Source organism: Microvirga terrae (genome assembly GCF_013307435.2).
In the GTDB taxonomy this organism is placed as follows: domain Bacteria; phylum Pseudomonadota; class Alphaproteobacteria; order Rhizobiales; family Beijerinckiaceae; genus Microvirga; species Microvirga terrae.
This window is the reverse complement of record NZ_CP102845.1, coordinates 1,675,790-1,692,522: the sequence shown is the minus strand read 5'-3', so window position 1 is coordinate 1,692,522 and position 16,733 is coordinate 1,675,790. Positions and strand designations below refer to the sequence as shown.

Genomic DNA, 16,733 nt, shown 5'->3' with positions numbered 1-16,733 from the left:
GGCGCCCTGAGGCGCCTCCCTGCCGCCTAGTACTCCATCTCGAAGCCCAGACCCACGGAGCTGCCGCCCTCGGCGTTGATCTCGCCCTGCGCCTTCAGGCGCCGCGTCAGGTCGATATCGACCGTCACGCCGCTCTCATCCGGCTGCGCGCCCGCCCTGACGCCGACCCGCACGTTGTCGCTGATGTAGCGCGAGACACCCACGCCCGGACCGCCGCCGGCCCCGACGGTGATGTCAAGGCTGTCGACCCCGAGGGACCGGCGCAGCTGCTCGAACGCGTCGTTGCCGGACCCGCCGGAGAGCTGCGCGACCGCCTGGGCGAGCTGCAGGGCCTGTCCGGCCGAAAGCCCTCCCGACGGCCTCTGGAACAGGATGCGCGAGAGAACCTCGTCTTGCGGCAGGTCGGGCTCCGAGCTGAACGTGAATTCGGGGCTCGAGGCCGGGCCCGTGACGCCGATGCGCGCGGTGACGTCGCCCGCCTGGGTCTCGGCCAGGAAGTCGAGCGACGGCGTGAGATCGCCGGTGAAGTCCAGCCGCCCGCGCGTGAAATCGAGCCTCTGGCCCAGAAGGTCGAAGCGGCCGCGGCGGAGTTCGAAGGCCCCGATAGCGATCGGATCCTGGGTCGTGCCCTGGAGCCGCAGGTCGCCGCCGAGTTCGGCATTGATGCCGCGGCCGCGCACGAAGATGCGGTTCTGCGCAGTCAGCGTCAGGTCGAGCTCCGCCCGGAACGGGGTGCCGCGCGCGGAAGCGGATTGCCGCCGCTTGGCGAGGGCGAGCCGCGCCGCGGCGGTCGGGGTCGGCCGCACATGCCGGGTGCCGGGCAGCGGCCGCAGGGTAGTGGGCAGCCGGTCCGGCACAGAGACGTTCATGGTGATGATGTTGATCCGTCCCGCAGCCCGCGGTCGGCTCAGGAGCGGCCCCGAAAGCGTCAGGTCAAGGTCGGCGCTCGCCTCTACGGTCTCGTTCGAGACGAGCTGGGCCCGGGTTCCCGTGATGCGAATCTCGCCGGGCAGCCCCGCGGCAGGATCGATGGTCACCTGGCCGCGGGCCGCCAGGGACCCGCCGGCGGGCGTCTGGGCCGTGAGGTTCTCGATGGAGAGCACCTGCCCGCGGGCGACGAACCGTCCGGCGATGCCGTTGAGCTGGATCCCCTGCAGGGAGTCGACGAAGCTGCCATTGGCGAGCGTCACGCTGCCCTCGATTCGCGGGTTCGAGAACGTGCCGGCAATTGACAGGTCGAGATTGGCGGCTCCTGTCAGACGCTGACCGGATGCGGACAGAAAGGAGTTGGCTATGGCGAGATCGGTGCGCCCGGCAACCCTCAGAGCAAGCTCGTCGGCAGGGCTCAAGGGAACGCTGCCCGAGACCTGCAAGGTTCCGCCGCGGCCGATGGCGATCCTCGCGTCGAGACCAGCGCGCTGGTCGGCCAGCCGCCCCTGCGCGTCGATGGTGAGCGCCGGCAGGCCGGCCCGACGCGTCTCGGCCGTGGCGAGACCCGATACGGTGACCCGGTAGGTTCCGGTAGGACTTGCCACCGTCCCACCAATGGACGCATTGCCGTTGACCGTGCCGGCGAGGCCGAGATTGGGGACCACGATGTCGGCGACCTGAAGCGGCAGGCTGCGGATGTCGACCGTCAGATCCAGCCTGTCGGCCACCGTGCCGTTCACGGTGACCCGTCCCTGATCCGTCGCGATCACCAGGTTGGACAGGGTGACGGCACCGTTCTGCAACGTGATGGCCGCCGGCTGCGCCAGAGCCAGGCGCCTGCCACCCCGACGGGCGCTGAAGCTCGCAAGCTCGATCCGTGTCGCGTCACCGGGTACGACGCGACCCTGTGCATCGAGATCGAACCCTTGGCCGACAGCCGATGCGGTGAACTGCGAGGACTGAGGCGTACCGGCAGCCACAAAGCGTACGGTTCGGTAGGTCTGTCCGCCGGCCGTCAGAGCCTCGGCCGAAACCGTGCCGTCGATCATCGGACGGCGATAGAGATCCTGGAGGGTGAGCCTGGCGTCGACGTCCCTCACCAACACGTCCGCCACGGCAAAGCGCGCGCCACGCGCGGTCACCTGAACGTTCTGACCGCCGTTGCTGACGCTGAGTGAAACAGCGGCATCCAGTGCGCCATCGAGCTTGGTGAGCACGAGCGGCGAGAGATCGTCGAAGTTGCTGCCGGACAGCTTGATGTCACCCTGTGCCAGATTGTCGGCGCCCAGGCTGAGATTTCCGTTCAGCGCCACCGAGCCGATGTCGATATCGAGCCGGTCCAGGAGCCATCCGCCCGCCGCGGGCCTTGCGAGATGCAGAGAACCGGTTGCGGGCTTTCCATCCACCTGCCCATCCAGCGTGAGCGCCGCGTCCAGTGCGCCCGTCACATCTTTGGCATCGAGGCTGACGCCGAGGTTCGGAACAGATCGATTGAGAGCCCGTACGTCGGTGAGTGTTGCGACCCCTTTCACGTCTGGCCGCTCAAGGGAGCCCCCGAGACGAGCCATGATGCTGGCCCGGCCGGCGGTGATCCGTGGATCCACACGCCTGAGCTCGTCGATGGTCACGTCCAGGCCGAGATCGGCCGCCGACTGGGTGGCGCGCCCGTCGATCCTGGCATCGAGATGTGCCCCGTCGAGCCGGAAATTCTCGAAACCGAAGCCGTTGGGAATGCGCCGCACCGTGCCCGCCGCCGTGACCGTCCGTCCGAGAAGGCCATCGACAGCCGGCATCCCCGTCGAGAGTTCGTGCAGCCGGGCATCGATGACAGCCGCCATATCGTATCGACGCGGATTGCCCGACAGCTGCGCCGTCAGGGTGGCCGACCCCTGCAGCGGCCGGCCTGCGAGGCCTGAGAAGGAAGCCAGAGCCGGAAGGCGGGCATCGACCGTGCCGTCGAGAACGGTACTCCCCACCCGCCCCGTGAATCCGGCCTGCGCCGTGGAGGTTTCGATCCGGGCCGTCTCGACATTGGCAACCCCGTCCAGACCGAAGGAACCGCGCGAGGTGATCGAGAGCGTAGGCCCCACCGCGCGGGCGAGCGCCCGGTCGGCCGGCCGGATCCCCGCCGCATTGGCATCGATAGCGAAAGAGAACCGCTCAGGCGGCGAGACGCCTTCCACCGGATTCATCGCAATACGGGCCGTCAGCGTATCCAGCGCCCCGTCCGGCAGCCGGATCTCGGCGGCCTCGAGCGAGCCGTTGATGCGGGGCGCCGTCAAGGATCCCTGCACGGTGCCGTCGAAGTTGAGTCGGGCGATTTCCGCCTCTCCGGCGCGCGTTTTCGCGCCGTCGGTCGGCAGGGCACGCGCGTTGAGGGTCAGATCGAGAACCTGGCCGGAACTGACCGTCCCGGTCATCTCGAATCGGGCGACATTCGACGTAATGCGGATCGGCTGGAACCTCACGCTGCCATCATCGCCGACCGTCACGCTGCCGACGAGCTGGGTGGTCCCGCTGAAGACCGGAGCGGCCGGCGCCGGCAGCAAACCCTCGATGCGGGCCGCGAGATCCAGGTTCGCGTCGTAAGCCGCATTCGCCCGTTTGACGGTCGCGGTCCCGGCGGCGCCGATCGTCGGTCCGGCGGAGAAATCCAGCCGGGCGGCGAAGTCGCTCAAGGGCCCCTGGCCGGCGAGCTTCAGATCGACGGGCGGAAGCCCGGGCAGATCCATCAACCGGGCGGCGATACCGCCAGCCGGTTCCTGGTGCGTGAGGTTGAGAGCCAACCGGTTCGTCTGCGGCACGTAGGTGAGATCGATCGACAGCCGTCCGGGGGCATCGAGGCGCTGCGCCTCGAAGGTCAGGTCGAGTCCCTCGGAGGGATTCCCGAGTTGGGCGGAGCCTGCCGCCGAGAGCCGCGCCTGCGTGCCGAGCACCGGCTGGCCAAGGGCGAGTTCCTGCAGGGCGAACCGATCCACGATCACCCGGACCGGCAGGTCGGGCAGGATCGGCTCGTCGGAAACGGGAGCGTCCTCCTCCGCAGGCAGTGGCCTGCGCGCAATTTGGAGACGATCCATGATGAGTTCGTCGACCTGAAGGCGTCCGGTCAGAAGCGCCGTACGGCTCCAGACGAGACGCGCACGATCGAGGTTCAGCCACACGCCGTCCCGATCGGCGATGCGCACGTCCCGGATGACCGCGTTCGATGAGAGCGCGCCCTCGATGCTGCCGATGGTGACCCGAGTCGTCGGCGTCGACAGGAGACGTGAAATCAGGTTGGCCAGAACGCCCTGATCGCTCTGCGCCTGACTGGGACGGCCTCCGACCAGCCAGAAGGCTGCAGCTGCCAGTAAGGCGATGATCGACAGGAGGGCGATGGAGCGGATTGGCTTGATCATCAGAAGGCCTGTCCGATTCCGACATAAATGGCGTAGGACGGATCGCCGGGTCCCGGATTGACCGGGATTGCGACATCCAGGCGGATGGGGCCGATGGCCGTATAATAGCGCAGGCCCAGGCCTGCCCCGACACGGATGGTCTCGTCGAAATCCGGGAAGCTCGACTCGAAGGCGGTGCCGGCGTCCACGAAGGGAACGATGCCGATGGTGTTGGTGATCTTGATGCGGGCTTCCAGCGAGGCTTCGAGCAGGCTCCGGCCACCGATCGGCTCTCCGAGGTAGGTCGGGCCGAGCGTCCGGTAACGGTAGCCACGCACCGAACCGCCGCCGCCGGCATAGAAGCGCCGATTGGCCGGGATCTCGTCGAGATCCGCGCCGACGATCGAGCCCAGACCGATCCGGCCGGCGAGGATGTAACGAGCTTCCTCATCAAGGGAGAAGTAAGCCGAGGCCGATCCTCGCGCGATCGTGATTGGGACCGTGGAGCCCAGGAATTCCGGGTAAGGGGCGACCGAGGCGAGCACCCGCACGCCCTTGGTGGGATTGAGGAGGTTGTCGGTCGAGTCGTAGCTGAGAGACAATGGAAGGCCGACCAGGGTGTAGTCGATCTGACCGAGGATGTCGGTCGCCTGCCCCTTCTCGTACTCAATGCCGCCCTGGATCGAGAAGGTGTCGCTGAAGCGGTGGCGGATGCCGGTGCTCGCATTCGCGAGGCGGCTCGTATAGCCCTCCGTCCTGTCCCTTTCGACAAGGCCGTCCACCAGCCAGTCGTTGCGGGTTCCCCAGAGGGCGGGCTTGAGGAAGCTCGCGCGGAACCGTCCTCCGAGGTTGTCCCAGGTGAAATCCTGGTTCCGGTTGGGATCGCCCCCATCCTCGGTGAGATAGAAGATGCTGCCCTCGAGCCGCAGCCGCTCGGCGCCGCCGAACAGGTTGCGATGTGCCCAGTAGGCTCGGACCGCCGGTCCGTCCGTCGTCGAATACTGAACCGATGCGCCGATGACCCGCAACGGGCGTTCGGTCAGCTCCACGAAGAGAGGCAGGTTGCCATAGGCGTCGAGGGCCGTGCCCTCGCGGATCCGCACGGACGACAGGGCTTCGATCTGGGAGATCGATTTGCGCATGGACGTGAGTTCTGCGGGCGAATACGGATCGCCCGGCTCCGTGTAGATGAAGGAGCGCACCACCGCCGGATCGACGTTCTCCGCTCCGCTGATCGAAATCTCCCCGATCCCGGCGCGGGGGCCGGGCTCGACCGCGAGGGTCACATCCATGGCCGCGGCCGGATGGATCACGACGGGATCCTGCCGCTGGATCTTGGCGAAGGGACGCGACTGGGCCCGGAAATGGTCAACGATCCGCGCTTCTGCCGCGACGATGTCGGCGGAACGCGCCGGATCGCCCGGCTTGAGTTGAACGATCCTGGGCGGAAGCTCGCCGGGTGGGAAGGGACGCCCCGTCCGTGCATCCACGATGGCGAAATCCCTCAGGGCAAATTGCGGCCCCGGATCCGCGATGATGTGAATGGGCACGAGCGCGCGCGCGAGGTAGCCCGAGGCCGCCCGGGTCGCGGCATCCGACCGGGAGGCCTGCAGCATCAGCGGTACCCCGGCCACGTTGATGGTGACGCGGGCATTGTAGTAGCCCGCCCCCCAGAGCGCATCGATGAGACGGGGCAGATCGGCCTCGGCACGGCTAACCAGCGCGGCGGCGTCGGGCGGGGGATCCGATTGCAGGCTTTGGAGGGTCGAGGCGTCCTTCAGAGTCTGCTTCAGGTCGCTATTGTCGCCGCCGACGACGATATCGAGTGAGTAAGGCAGAGCCTGCTGGCTCGGCGGGGGCGGCGCATCGCTCGTCCCGCGAAGCCACCCGAAGAGATCAAGAGCGAAGGCAGGCGCGATCGGCAGGCTACTGAACAGAACGCCTACGAGAACAGGGACCACGATCCGTCGCTTGTTACTCAGCCACCGCAATTGAGGCACGATCTCCCTGGCCAACTCGGATCAACGTCTCCCGGTCCTTCAGCCCATCGCGCCCAACTCGGCGTCCGGCCCCGATCTGCTTAGTTGACCGGGAGGCACCTAATCACAGTTTCCTCAACGGCAAAACCCTGACGTTCCGATTTTGGAATGATAGTTGAGGAAAGGTCACAGGAGCTGCTGAGGAAAATATACTTTCAGTAGAAGCCACCCTCTCCCGTCGCCGCGCAGGCTCAAATCGGCTTGGGCCCGGCCATTCAATAACATTCTACTCAGATCGGAAGCCAATTGGAGTGATGATCGCGCGACCTCGCCGAATGTGGCGAAAATGAGAACTTGCCGGTGCCCTTCGGAAAATTCGTGCTCATCTAACCTCTACTGGGAACTGATAGCCAAGCCTCATTGACCAACCGGACCACCGGGTGTAATTTTTAGAAACAGGCGCGTGGCTAAGATCAAGTTGCTCCGATGTAGAGCGACCGTCTTGGTGCCAGGTTTGCTTACAGTTTTGTTTTGGTTGAATTCTCCTGTAGAGTTTTCCAGCCAAAATCATTGTAAAGGCGTACAAGAGTTATTGCCTTCTGCTTCAGATCCGAGGCCTCTCGCGGCAAGGATGGGTGAAGAATGGCTGTAGCGCTCATATTGGTTCTGGTGGCCATCGGTTCGGTTGTATTCCACCTCGTCAGCCCCTGGTGGTGGACCCCGATCGCTTCGAACTGGCGCTATATCGACAACACGATCATCATCACCTTCTGGATCACCGGAGCGGTCTTCGTCGCCGTTGTCCTGTTCATGGCCTATTGCATCTATCGGTTTCGCCACCAGAGCGGCCGGCAGGCGCATTATGAGCCCGAGAACAAGCGCCTCGAATGGTGGCTGACCGTTGTGACCGGACTTGGCGTGGCCGCCATGCTGGCGCCGGGCCTGTTCGTCTGGAGGCAGTTCATCACCGTTCCGGATGACGCAACCGACATCGAGGTCTTCGGACAGCAATGGCAATGGAGCTTCCGTCTGCCAGGTGCGGATGGCCGCCTTGCCACCTCGGACACGCGCCTTATCAGCCCGGACAATCCGCTGGGGCTGAACAAGGAAGACCCCAAATCGCATGACGACGTCGTCATCGAAGGCGGCGAGTTGCATCTGCCGGTGGGCAAGCCGGTCAAGGCGCTTCTTCGCTCCGCCGATGTTCTCCATAACTTCTATGTGCCGGAGTTTCGCGCGAAGATGGATCTGGTGCCCGGTCAGATCTCCTACATCTGGTTCACGCCAACGCGAACCGGGGAATACGAAATCCTTTGTGCGGAACTCTGCGGTGTCGGACACCCGCAGATGCGCGGGAAGGTGATCGTTCAGGAAGCAAGCGACTATCAGGCATGGTTGCAGGATCAGGCATCGCGCAGTTTCGCGCGCCTTGCTCCTGCGTCCAACTGAAGAGGCGGTCCCGCCTCGTCACGGAGAGAAGGAACGGAACTGATCGAGGAGAGCCTGCCGATGGTCGACGTGCCACTTGGTCCTGCCGGAGTCGTCGCCCCGGCAGATGTCGAAGATGTCGAACTCTATCATCCCCATACCTGGGTGACGAAGTACGTCTTCAGTCAGGATGCGAAGGTCATCGCCATTCAGTATTCGTTCGTCGCACTCTCTGTCGGGCTGATCGCACTCGTGCTGTCGTGGCTGATGCGGTTGCAGCTCGGATTTCCCGGCGTCTTCACCTTCATCGATGCCAACGCCTATTACCAGTTCATCACCATGCACGGCATGATGATGGTGGTCTATGTGCTCACGGCCTTGTTCCTGGGCGGCTTCGGCAACTACCTCATCCCCCTGATGGTCGGCGCGCGCGATATGGTCTTTCCCTATGTCAACATGCTGAGCTTCTGGATCTATCTGCTCGCCGTTCTGGTTCTCGTCGCGAGCTTTTTCGCGCCCGGCGGCCCGACCGGGGCCGGATGGACGCTCTATCCCCCGCAGGCCATCCTCTCCGGCACCCCCGGCGGGCAGGAATGGGGCATCATCATGATGCTCGCCTCCCTGATGATCTTCATCATCGGATTCACCATGGGCGGGTTGAATTACGTGGTGACGGTTCTTCAGGCGCGCGCACGTGGCATGACCCTGATGCGCATGCCCCTCACGGTCTGGGGGATCTTCACCGCGAGCTTCATGGCGCTGCTCGCCTTCCCGGCCCTGTTCGTCGGCGCCGTGATGATGCTCTTCGACAGGATCTTCGGGACCAGCTTCTTCATGCCGGCCATCGTCGAGATGGGGCAGCCTCTGGAACGCAACGGTGGCTCCCCCCTGCTCTTCCAGCACCTGTTCTGGTTCTTCGGACATCCCGAGGTCTACATCGTCGCCCTACCGGCCTTCGGCATCGTGTCGGACCTGATCAGCACCCATGCGCGGCGCAACATCTTCGGCTACCGCATGATGGTCTGGGCGCTGCTGGCCATCGGGGCCTTGAGCTTCGTGGTCTGGGCCCACCACATGTATGTGAGCGGCATGAATCCCTATTTCGGGTTCTTCTTCGCCACCACGACCCTGATCATCGCCGTGCCCACGGCGATCAAGGTCTACAACTGGATCCTCACGCTCTGGCGTGGCAATATCCACCTGACCGTCCCGATGCTGTTCGCTCTCGCGTTCATCGTCACCTTCGTGAACGGAGGGCTCACGGGCCTGTTTCTCGGCAACGTGGTGGTCGACGTTCCCCTCTCCGACACGATGTTCGTGGTCGCGCATTTCCACATGGTCATGGGCGTGGCCCCCATCCTGGTGATCTTCGGGGCGATCTACCACTGGTACCCCAAGGTGACCGGCCGCATGCTGAACGACACCCTCGGCAAGATCCACTTCTGGGTCACGTTTCTGGGAGCCTATGCGATCTTCTTTCCCATGCACTATCTCGGCCTGATGGGCATCCCGCGCCGGTACTACGAGTTGGGCGACATGGCCTTCGTCCCGCCATCGGCGCATACCCTCAATGCCTTCATCACCATCGTGGCCCTGATCGTCGGAGCGACCCAGCTGGTTTTCGTGTTCAACCTGTTTTGGAGCCTGCGCCACGGGCGGCCGTCCGGCGGCAATCCCTGGCGGGCCACCACGCTGGAATGGCAGACGCCCGAGACCCCGCCGCCCCACGGCAACTGGGGCAAGGACCTGCCCGTCGTGTATCGCTGGGCCTACGATTACAGCGTCCCGGGTGCCGATCAGGATTTCCTGCCGCAGAACCAGCCCGGGATCACGCGGACTGCGCCGGAATCGCCCCATGGCTAGCATCCTGCTGTTCCTGAGCGTGCTCGCCGTCATTGCCGCCTGGTGGCTCGCACGCCAAGGCCTGGCCTCGAAACCCTGGCTGGAGCAGGAAGTGACCGGCGCCCTGCCGGAAGCGGATCCGACCCCGCCGTCCAAGATCGGGCTCGGCATCTTCCTGGCGGTCATCGGCTCCCTGTTCGCGTTGTTCATCAGCGCCTATGCGATGCGCATGCAACTGCCGGATTGGCGCAATGTACCGATCCCGAGAATCCTGTGGCTCAACACAGCGATGCTCGCCTTGAGCAGCCTTGCCCTGCATGGGGCCGGGACGTCTGCCCGACGGGATGATTTGGCCGGCCTCAGGATCGGCCTCTTGGCAGCCGGCATTTCGGCCCTGGCGTTTCTCTCGGGCCAACTCCTGGCCTGGCGGCAGCTGACCGGCGAAGGCTACCTTCTTGCGGGAAATCCGGCCAATGCCTTCTTCTATGTCCTGACCGGCGTCCACGGTCTTCATCTGCTCGGCGGATTGGTCGCACTGGGCAGGACCATCGAAAGGTCATGGCGTGAGACGGCCGACAGCTCACTTCGGCTGTCCGTGGAGCTCTGCGCCACCTATTGGCATTTCCTGTTCCTCGCCTGGCTCGTCTTCCTGAGCGTGATGACCGGCTGGGCGGGAGACTTTGTGGACATCTGTCGGCAATTGCTGACCTGAGGGGGGTTCTGCACATGGCGGAACAGGTTCTGACGGAGTTGAGGACGACCCACAGCGAGGCGACCGGGCTGCGCAGCATCGCGACCGACTTCTCCTCCGACCGGCAGGCCTTCAGGAACGTGTCCTGGGGCAAGGCCATGATGTGGATCTTCCTTCTCAGCGACACCTTCGTCTTCAGCTGCTTCCTGATCTCCTACATGACGGCCCGGATGTCCACGACCGTGCCCTGGCCCAATCCGAGCGAAGTCTTCGCCCTGACCATCGGAGGCACGTCCCTTCCCCTGATCCTGATTGCGATCATGACCTTCGTGCTGATCAGCAGCAGCGGCACCATGGCGATGGCCGTGAACTTCGGCTACCGCCGTGATCGCAGGAAGACGGCCGTCCTGATGCTGGTCACGGCTCTGCTCGGCGCGACCTTCGTCGGCATGCAGGCTTTCGAATGGACGAAACTGATCCATGAAGGCGTCCGCCCCTGGGGCAACCCGTGGGGCGCCGCCCAGTTCGGCTCGTCGTTCTTCATGATCACCGGCTTCCATGGCACGCATGTGAGCTTCGGCGTGCTGTTCCTCCTCGTCATCGCCCGGAAGGTCTGGCGCGGCGATTACGATCATGAGCGGAGGGGCTTCTTCACCAGCCGGAAGGGTCGCTACGAGTCCGTCGAGATCATGGGGCTCTACTGGCACTTCGTCGATCTGGTCTGGGTCTTCATCTTCGCGTTTTTCTATCTCTGGTGAGAACACCCGATGGCACATTCAGCAACCCATGCGCAGGGACAGCAGCATCCGATCAAGCTCTACCTGGTGGTCTGGGCCTGGCTGTTCATCCTGAGCGCCTGCTCCTATTTCGTGGACTACTTCCAGCTCCAGGGGCTGCTCAGGTATTCCCTCATCATCCTGTTCATGCTGCTGAAGGCGGGGCTGATCGTCGCTGTCTTCATGCATATGGCATGGGAGCGGCTGTCCCTGGTCTACGCCATCCTGGTGCCGATCAGCGCCGTCCTGGTGTTCGTGGCCATCATGGTCCTCGAATCCGATTATACGCTCCTGTCCAGAATCGCATTCTTCGGATCGGGCTCATGAGCAGCGCGAGGGCGGCCTGATAATGTGGGCCGCCCTCGGGTTCCTTCTCATGAAGGCCCCTCACCTCACCGGATGGGCATCGTCAGGATGCGGCGGCTCCACGACCCGGCGGTAGAGGTGCCACGTCGCATGGCCGAGCACCGGCATCACGATGGCGAGCCCGACGAAGAGCGGGATCGACCCGATGAGGAGCGCGGCCGCCACGATGAGACCCCATAAGGCCATGGTGAGCGGGTTCATCACCACCGCCTTGACCGACGTGTAGACGGCAACGGCAGCGCCGACGTCCCGATCGAGGAGGAGCGGGAACGAAATCACGCTGATGCTGAGCACGGCCACTGCGAAGACGAAGCCGGCGATGTTGCCCAGGACGATCAAGCGCATGCCCTCGGATGTGGTGAGGACCTGACTGATGAGCTGCGCGAAGGAGGCCGGCACCTCGTAGCCGAAGATCGATTGATAGAGGAGGCGCGCCGTCGTCAGCCATGTCAGGAAGATCACCAGCAACAGGATGCCGAGCGCGATGATCGACGGGATCGAGGGTGACTTCAGAACATTGAACGCATCCTGCCAGGAGGTCGACAAGCCGAGTTCCCGCCTGCGGCTGATCTCATAGAGACCGATGCCGGCAATGGGTCCGATCAGCGCGAAGCCCGAGGCCAAGGGATAGAGGAGCGGCAGCGCATTGTTGCTGAAGGTGAGCGCGGCAAGGCAAACGCCGACGACAGGATAGATCAGCCCGAGAAACACCAAGTGTGACGGCATGGCCCAGAAATCATCGAACCCCTTCGCCAGCGCTTCCTTCAAATCGGCAGGCGTGATCTTTCTGACGACCGGATGTGCCGGAACCTCGCTTGCTCCGGCAACAATGTGGAAATTGGCCATAATCGCTCCTCCAGGGCTGAAACCTTGGCAGTTGAGATCACGGCCGTGCGTGCGGCATCCGGAGGGTCACGCGTAACCGTAACCTATGCTTTGAGTATACGCCCGAACAATCCGCCTGTCGCCCCGGATCGAGACCGGAAACCTCGCGGCTCCGATCCGAATGCGGCAAGCCAGTCACGCATGACTAGCGCGCGAATGCGGCCAGAATCCGAGCCCATGAGCGGATGCCATGATGGAAGCTCGACAGATCGTATTTCTCGTTCGGCGAGTGCACGCGGTTGTCGAAGCGCGCGAAGCCCACCATGAGCGCATCCATGTTGAGCATCCGCTTGAAGTCGCCGACGATCGGAATGGACCCGCCCGTGCCGGCCAGCGCCGCCTCGCGGCCCCATTCCTCCGTGAGCGCATCAAGGGTCGGCTTGAGCCAGGGGCCGTCGAGCGGCAGGCTCAACGCCGGGCTGCCGCCGTGCTCCTTGAACGTCACGGAGCAATCCCCCGGAACCCGGGCGCGCACGTGCGCACGGAAGGCCTCGCGAACCTTGGCGGGATCCTGACCCGTCACGAGCCGGAAGGACACCTTGGCCGAAGCCGTCGACGGAATGACCGTCTTGAAGCCCTCGCCCGTATAGCCGCCGACGATCCCATTGACCTCGCAGGTCGGCCGGGCCCAGATCTGCTCCAGGACGCTGCGTCCCCGCTCGCCTGCAGGAATGCTCAGTCCTACCTGACCAAGGAAGCCTGCCTCATCGAACGGCAGACGGCCCCACTGCTCCTTCACGGCATCGGGGAGTTCCTGCACGCCGTCATAGAAGCCCTGCAGCGTGATCCGGCCCTCGCCGTCGCGCAGCGTGGCGAGGATCTCGGCCAGCACATGGATCGGATTGCGCGCAGCCGAGCCGAACATGCCGGAATGGAGATCCCGGCTCGCGCAGGTGATCTCGATCTCTTCGCCCACCAGACCGCGCAGCATAGTGGTGACGGCGGGCGTGTCGTTGTCCCACATGTCGGTGTCGCAGACGAGAGCGACATCCGCCGACAGTTCCTCGCGATGGGCTTCGAGGAACGGCTTCAGGCTCGGGCTGCCGGATTCCTCTTCTCCCTCCAGGAGGATCGAGACGCGGATCGGCAATGTGCCGGAGACCGCTTTCCAGGCCCGGCAGGCCTCAATGAAGGTCATCAGGGCGCCCTTGTCGTCGGAGGCTCCCCGCGCGACGATCCAGGTGTCGCCGTTGGGAGCCGCCACGAGGGTCGGCTCGAAGGGGGGCGTGGTCCACAGCTCGATGGGATCGACAGGCTGCACGTCGTAATGGCCGTAGAACAGCACATGCGGCCCTCCGGCCGCCTCGACCTGATGGCCGACGACCATGGGATGGCCCTGGGTCATGCACGCCGAGGCATCGAAGCCCAGGTCCCGCAGTTCGGCCGCGAGCCATTCCGCCGCCTGACGGCACTCCGCCTTGTAGGCTGGATCCGTCGAGATGCTGGGGATGCGGATGAACTCGAAGAGACGCTCGAGGCTCTTGTCGAGGTCGGTGTCGATCCGATCGAGGACGGCGGGAAGATGATCTGTCACGGGAAGGTCCTCTTTGCTCGCCGCGTCGACGCGGCACCGGAACGGGATTTCCAGGCGGGCCGTGCCGTTCTACCGTCTCCGCCCGATCGGTAAAAGGGGAATCCTCACGTTCGCCCCAAGGGTATGGATGCTCCCAGGCGTTTGCCAGATCGTCTCCGGAATGGTCAGATGGAGCATCATGGCGAGGCACGCATGGACGCTTCGGAGCGCATCGACGGGATCTCGCGCTGGCTGATCGAGCGGGCGCCGCACGAGAATGTGAGGGACTTGTTCGCCGGCTTCTGCCGTGAGCTCGTCCGGGCAGGCGTGCCGATCTGGCGCGCATCCCTCGGTCTGGAGGTCCTGCATCCGGAGGTCAGCGGCTGGCAGCATGTGTGGATGGACGAGAGCGTGTCCGTGCGGGAATCCGACAGGGCCACTGCAGCAACATCGCCGTCCTATCTCAACAGTCCGACCCGCATCGTGGATGAGACGAGTGCACCCTTCCGCCGCAGGCTCGATGCGCCCGCCCCTCGGATGCCGCTGCTCGAGGAGCTGAGAGCGTCGGGCGCGACAGATTACGTCATGTATCCATTGCCGTTCTTGGATCAGACCCGCACCGCTGCCATCTCCTTCGCCACACGGGATCTCCGGGGCTTCGATCCATCCGAAATCGACCAGCTGGGATACGCCGCAAGGGTGCTGAGCCCCTACCTGGAGCGCCATGTGCTGCGGCGGATCGCGATCGACCTGCTCGACACCTATGTCGGGCCTCGCACTGGCCAGCGCATCATCGAGGGCCGGGTCGATCGCGGCGCGGTGGAATTCATCGAAGCCGCAATCTGGTTCACGGATCTGCGCGGCTTCACCTCCTTGTCCGAGCACTCGCCGATCCCCGACGTGCTCGCCGATCTGAACCTCTGGTTCGGAATCATCGGCGATGTCGTCGAAGCGCATGGCGGCGAGGTTCTCAAGTTCATCGGCGATTCCGTCCTGGCGATCTTCCCGACATCGCCGGAGCAGAACGGCACCTCCGCGTGCCGAAGCGCCCTCGCGGCCGCCCAGGAGTTCTGCTCGAGAACGGAAATCGAAAACGGCGTCCGAGGATCTGCGAGCCGTGCTCCGCTGACGCATAGCCTCGCTCTGCATTTCGGCGAGGTCGCCTACGGCAATGTGGGCGCGTCTCACCGGCTCGATTTCACGGTCATCGGCCCGGCCGTGAACCGCGCCAGCAGGCTCCTGGATCTGGCCAAGCAGCTCGATCGACAAGTGCTCATGTCGCGGGTCTTCGCCCGGGAGCTCGGTCAGCCGCTCGTCGATCTCGGCCGCCACCGCCTGCGGGGCGTCGACCGCCCGCAGCAGGTTTTCGCTCCTCTTGATTGAGCTTCTGCTGTAGATAACGAGGTCATGCGCTGCGGCTTTGCGCGAAGCGGCGAGGAGGACCTTCCGTTGGCAGATTGGAACGCTGGGCAATATCTGAAATTCGAGGACGAGCGCACCCGGCCCTCCGTCGATCTCCTCGGACGTGTTCCCCTGGAGGGCGCCGCGAAGTGCGTGGACATCGGCTGCGGCCCGGGAAACAGCACGGAGCTGATCGCCAGGCGCTATCCGAGCGCGCGGATCCTCGGCCTCGACAATTCACCGGACATGCTCGCCAAGGCGCGCCAGCGCTTGCCGGATCTGCAGTTCGAGGAGCGCGATATCGCAAGCTGGCATCCGGACGAGCGCTTCGACCTGATCTTCGCCAATGCCGTCCTCCAATGGCTTCCCGATCACGCACGGCTCCTGAACCGCCTGATCTCGTTCCTGACGGAGGGCGGATGTCTCGCCGTTCAGATGCCGAACAATCTGGACGAGTCCTCTCACCGTCTCATGACCCGGGTTGCGCAGGAAGCACCGTGGGCCGACCGGCTCGCGCCGGTTGCCAGAGCCCGGGAGACCATCGGATCGTTCGACGATTATTACGGCTGGCTACAGCAGGCCGGATGCACGGTCGACATCTGGCAGACGATCTATGTTCATCCGCTCGACGGCCCCGACGCCATCGTCGAATGGTTCAAAAGCACCGGATTGAAGCCGTATCTCGAAGCTCTTTCCGACGAGGAAAGCCCCGAATTTCTGCGCCGCTACCAGGCCGAGATCGCACGAGCCTATCCCGTCCAGCACGATGGCAAGGTCCTGCTGCGCTTCCCACGCCTCTTCTTCGTCGCACGCAAGCTGTGACGCCACATCGCCGTGGCGTTGTCCGTTCGAAGCGGCGCGGATTGGCTGGATCGGGGCGTGCTGTCGAGCACATCGCTGGCCCGCTCTTGGCCTCCATAGTATATGCGGCGAGAACCGTCCCCCCGCAAGAACCTGCCTATCGCCGGCGCCGGAATTGAAGCATGGCATTGTGTCAGATCGGTCCTTTCGCACCGCGTGCCGCTATCACGCGGCTTCTTCTGCCCGGTCTCGCCTTGTGTCTTGCCTGGATCGGGCGTGCCGACGCACAGAGCATCGGATGCGTCATGCAGGCGACGGCAGCTCCGCCGCGGCAAGTTCTGCGCTGCCATGACGGCCTCACGGTCGAGGCGGAGGCGGGGGCCGACTTCGGTCTCGTCGACCAGAACCGCGACGCCCGTCCGGATGCGATCGATTTGAGAAGTCGCGCGGTTCTCGTCGACGCGCCCGCGACACCTGGAAGGCGGAGCTTCCAGGTGCGGACGCCGCAGGCCATCGCGGCCGTGCGCGGCACGCAATGGGCCGTCGATGTCGCGGGAGGCCGGACCTCCGTTTTCGTGGTGGCCGGCCGTGTCTCCGTGCGGCGGACGCGCGGCGGGCCCGGGAGCGTCACGCTCAGCCCCGGCGAAGGCGTCGACGTGGAGGTGGGGACGGCGCCCCTTGTCGTCAGACGATGGCCCGCCGCGCGCGCGTCCGCCCTCCTGGCACGTTTCGGACGATAATCTC

12 protein-coding genes are annotated in these 16,733 nt (G+C 64.6%); 8 read left to right on the top strand and 4 right to left on the bottom strand.

What is annotated here, in order from left to right; genetic code table 11:
- Positions 1–26 precede the first annotated feature (26 nt).
- Together HPT29_RS07955 and HPT29_RS07950 are read right to left on the bottom strand one after the other, a co-directional pair.
- On the bottom strand, positions 27–4,328 hold the full coding sequence (locus HPT29_RS07955) for a translocation/assembly module TamB domain-containing protein (RefSeq protein WP_173948402.1): 4,302 nt from the start codon (positions 4,326–4,328) through the stop codon (positions 27–29).
- On the bottom strand, positions 4,328–6,271 hold the full coding sequence (locus HPT29_RS07950) for an autotransporter assembly complex protein TamA (RefSeq protein ID WP_259060689.1): 1,944 nt from the start codon (positions 6,269–6,271) through the stop codon (positions 4,328–4,330). Before HPT29_RS07950 ends, HPT29_RS07955 begins: the two co-directional genes overlap by 1 nt.
- A gap of 657 nt (positions 6,272–6,928) precedes the next feature.
- On the opposite strand from HPT29_RS07950, the gene coxB reads away from it, so the two are divergent.
- From coxB to HPT29_RS07925, 5 genes are read left to right on the top strand one after another with little or no spacing between them, the layout of a single operon-like run.
- Positions 6,929–7,735: a cytochrome c oxidase subunit II gene (gene coxB, locus HPT29_RS07945; protein ID WP_173948401.1), complete on the top strand. Its 807-nt coding sequence runs from the start codon at positions 6,929–6,931 to the stop codon at positions 7,733–7,735.
- Positions 7,736–7,795: 60 nt separating this feature from the next.
- Positions 7,796–9,577: a cytochrome c oxidase subunit I gene (gene ctaD, locus HPT29_RS07940; protein WP_173948400.1), complete on the top strand. Its 1,782-nt coding sequence runs from the start codon at positions 7,796–7,798 to the stop codon at positions 9,575–9,577.
- Entirely contained in the window at positions 9,570–10,268 is a 699-nt protein-coding gene (locus tag HPT29_RS07935) for a cytochrome c oxidase subunit 3 (protein ID WP_173948399.1), read from the top strand. Before ctaD ends, HPT29_RS07935 begins: the two co-directional genes overlap by 8 nt.
- A gap of 14 nt (positions 10,269–10,282) precedes the next feature.
- Positions 10,283–11,005: a heme-copper oxidase subunit III family protein gene (locus HPT29_RS07930; RefSeq protein ID WP_173948398.1), complete on the top strand. Its 723-nt coding sequence runs from the start codon at positions 10,283–10,285 to the stop codon at positions 11,003–11,005.
- A gap of 9 nt (positions 11,006–11,014) precedes the next feature.
- The gene (locus HPT29_RS07925; protein WP_173948397.1) at positions 11,015–11,350 is read left to right on the top strand and encodes a cytochrome C oxidase subunit IV family protein; all 336 of its coding nucleotides are present in this window, start codon (positions 11,015–11,017) and stop codon (positions 11,348–11,350) included.
- Positions 11,351–11,410: 60 nt separating this feature from the next.
- Here HPT29_RS07925 and HPT29_RS07920 read toward each other — a convergent pair whose 3' ends face one another.
- Together HPT29_RS07920 and HPT29_RS07915 are read right to left on the bottom strand one after the other, a co-directional pair.
- Entirely contained in the window at positions 11,411–12,235 is an 825-nt protein-coding gene (locus HPT29_RS07920; RefSeq protein WP_173948396.1) for a DUF2189 domain-containing protein, read from the bottom strand.
- A gap of 184 nt (positions 12,236–12,419) precedes the next feature.
- Entirely contained in the window at positions 12,420–13,808 is a 1,389-nt protein-coding gene (locus tag HPT29_RS07915) for a dipeptidase (protein ID WP_173948395.1), read from the bottom strand.
- Positions 13,809–14,000: 192 nt separating this feature from the next.
- Between HPT29_RS07915 and HPT29_RS07910 the strand changes: the two genes are divergently transcribed.
- From HPT29_RS07910 to HPT29_RS07900, 3 genes are all read left to right on the top strand, one after another.
- Entirely contained in the window at positions 14,001–15,170 is a 1,170-nt protein-coding gene (locus HPT29_RS07910; RefSeq protein WP_173948394.1) for an adenylate/guanylate cyclase domain-containing protein, read from the top strand.
- Positions 15,171–15,236: 66 nt separating this feature from the next.
- A complete protein-coding gene (gene tam, locus HPT29_RS07905; protein WP_173948393.1) occupies positions 15,237–16,010 on the top strand; it encodes a trans-aconitate 2-methyltransferase in 774 nt (257 codons plus the stop codon).
- A gap of 161 nt (positions 16,011–16,171) precedes the next feature.
- The gene (locus HPT29_RS07900) at positions 16,172–16,729 is read left to right on the top strand and encodes a FecR family protein (RefSeq protein ID WP_259060513.1); all 558 of its coding nucleotides are present in this window, start codon (positions 16,172–16,174) and stop codon (positions 16,727–16,729) included.
- The last annotated feature ends 4 nt before the right edge of the window (positions 16,730–16,733 follow it).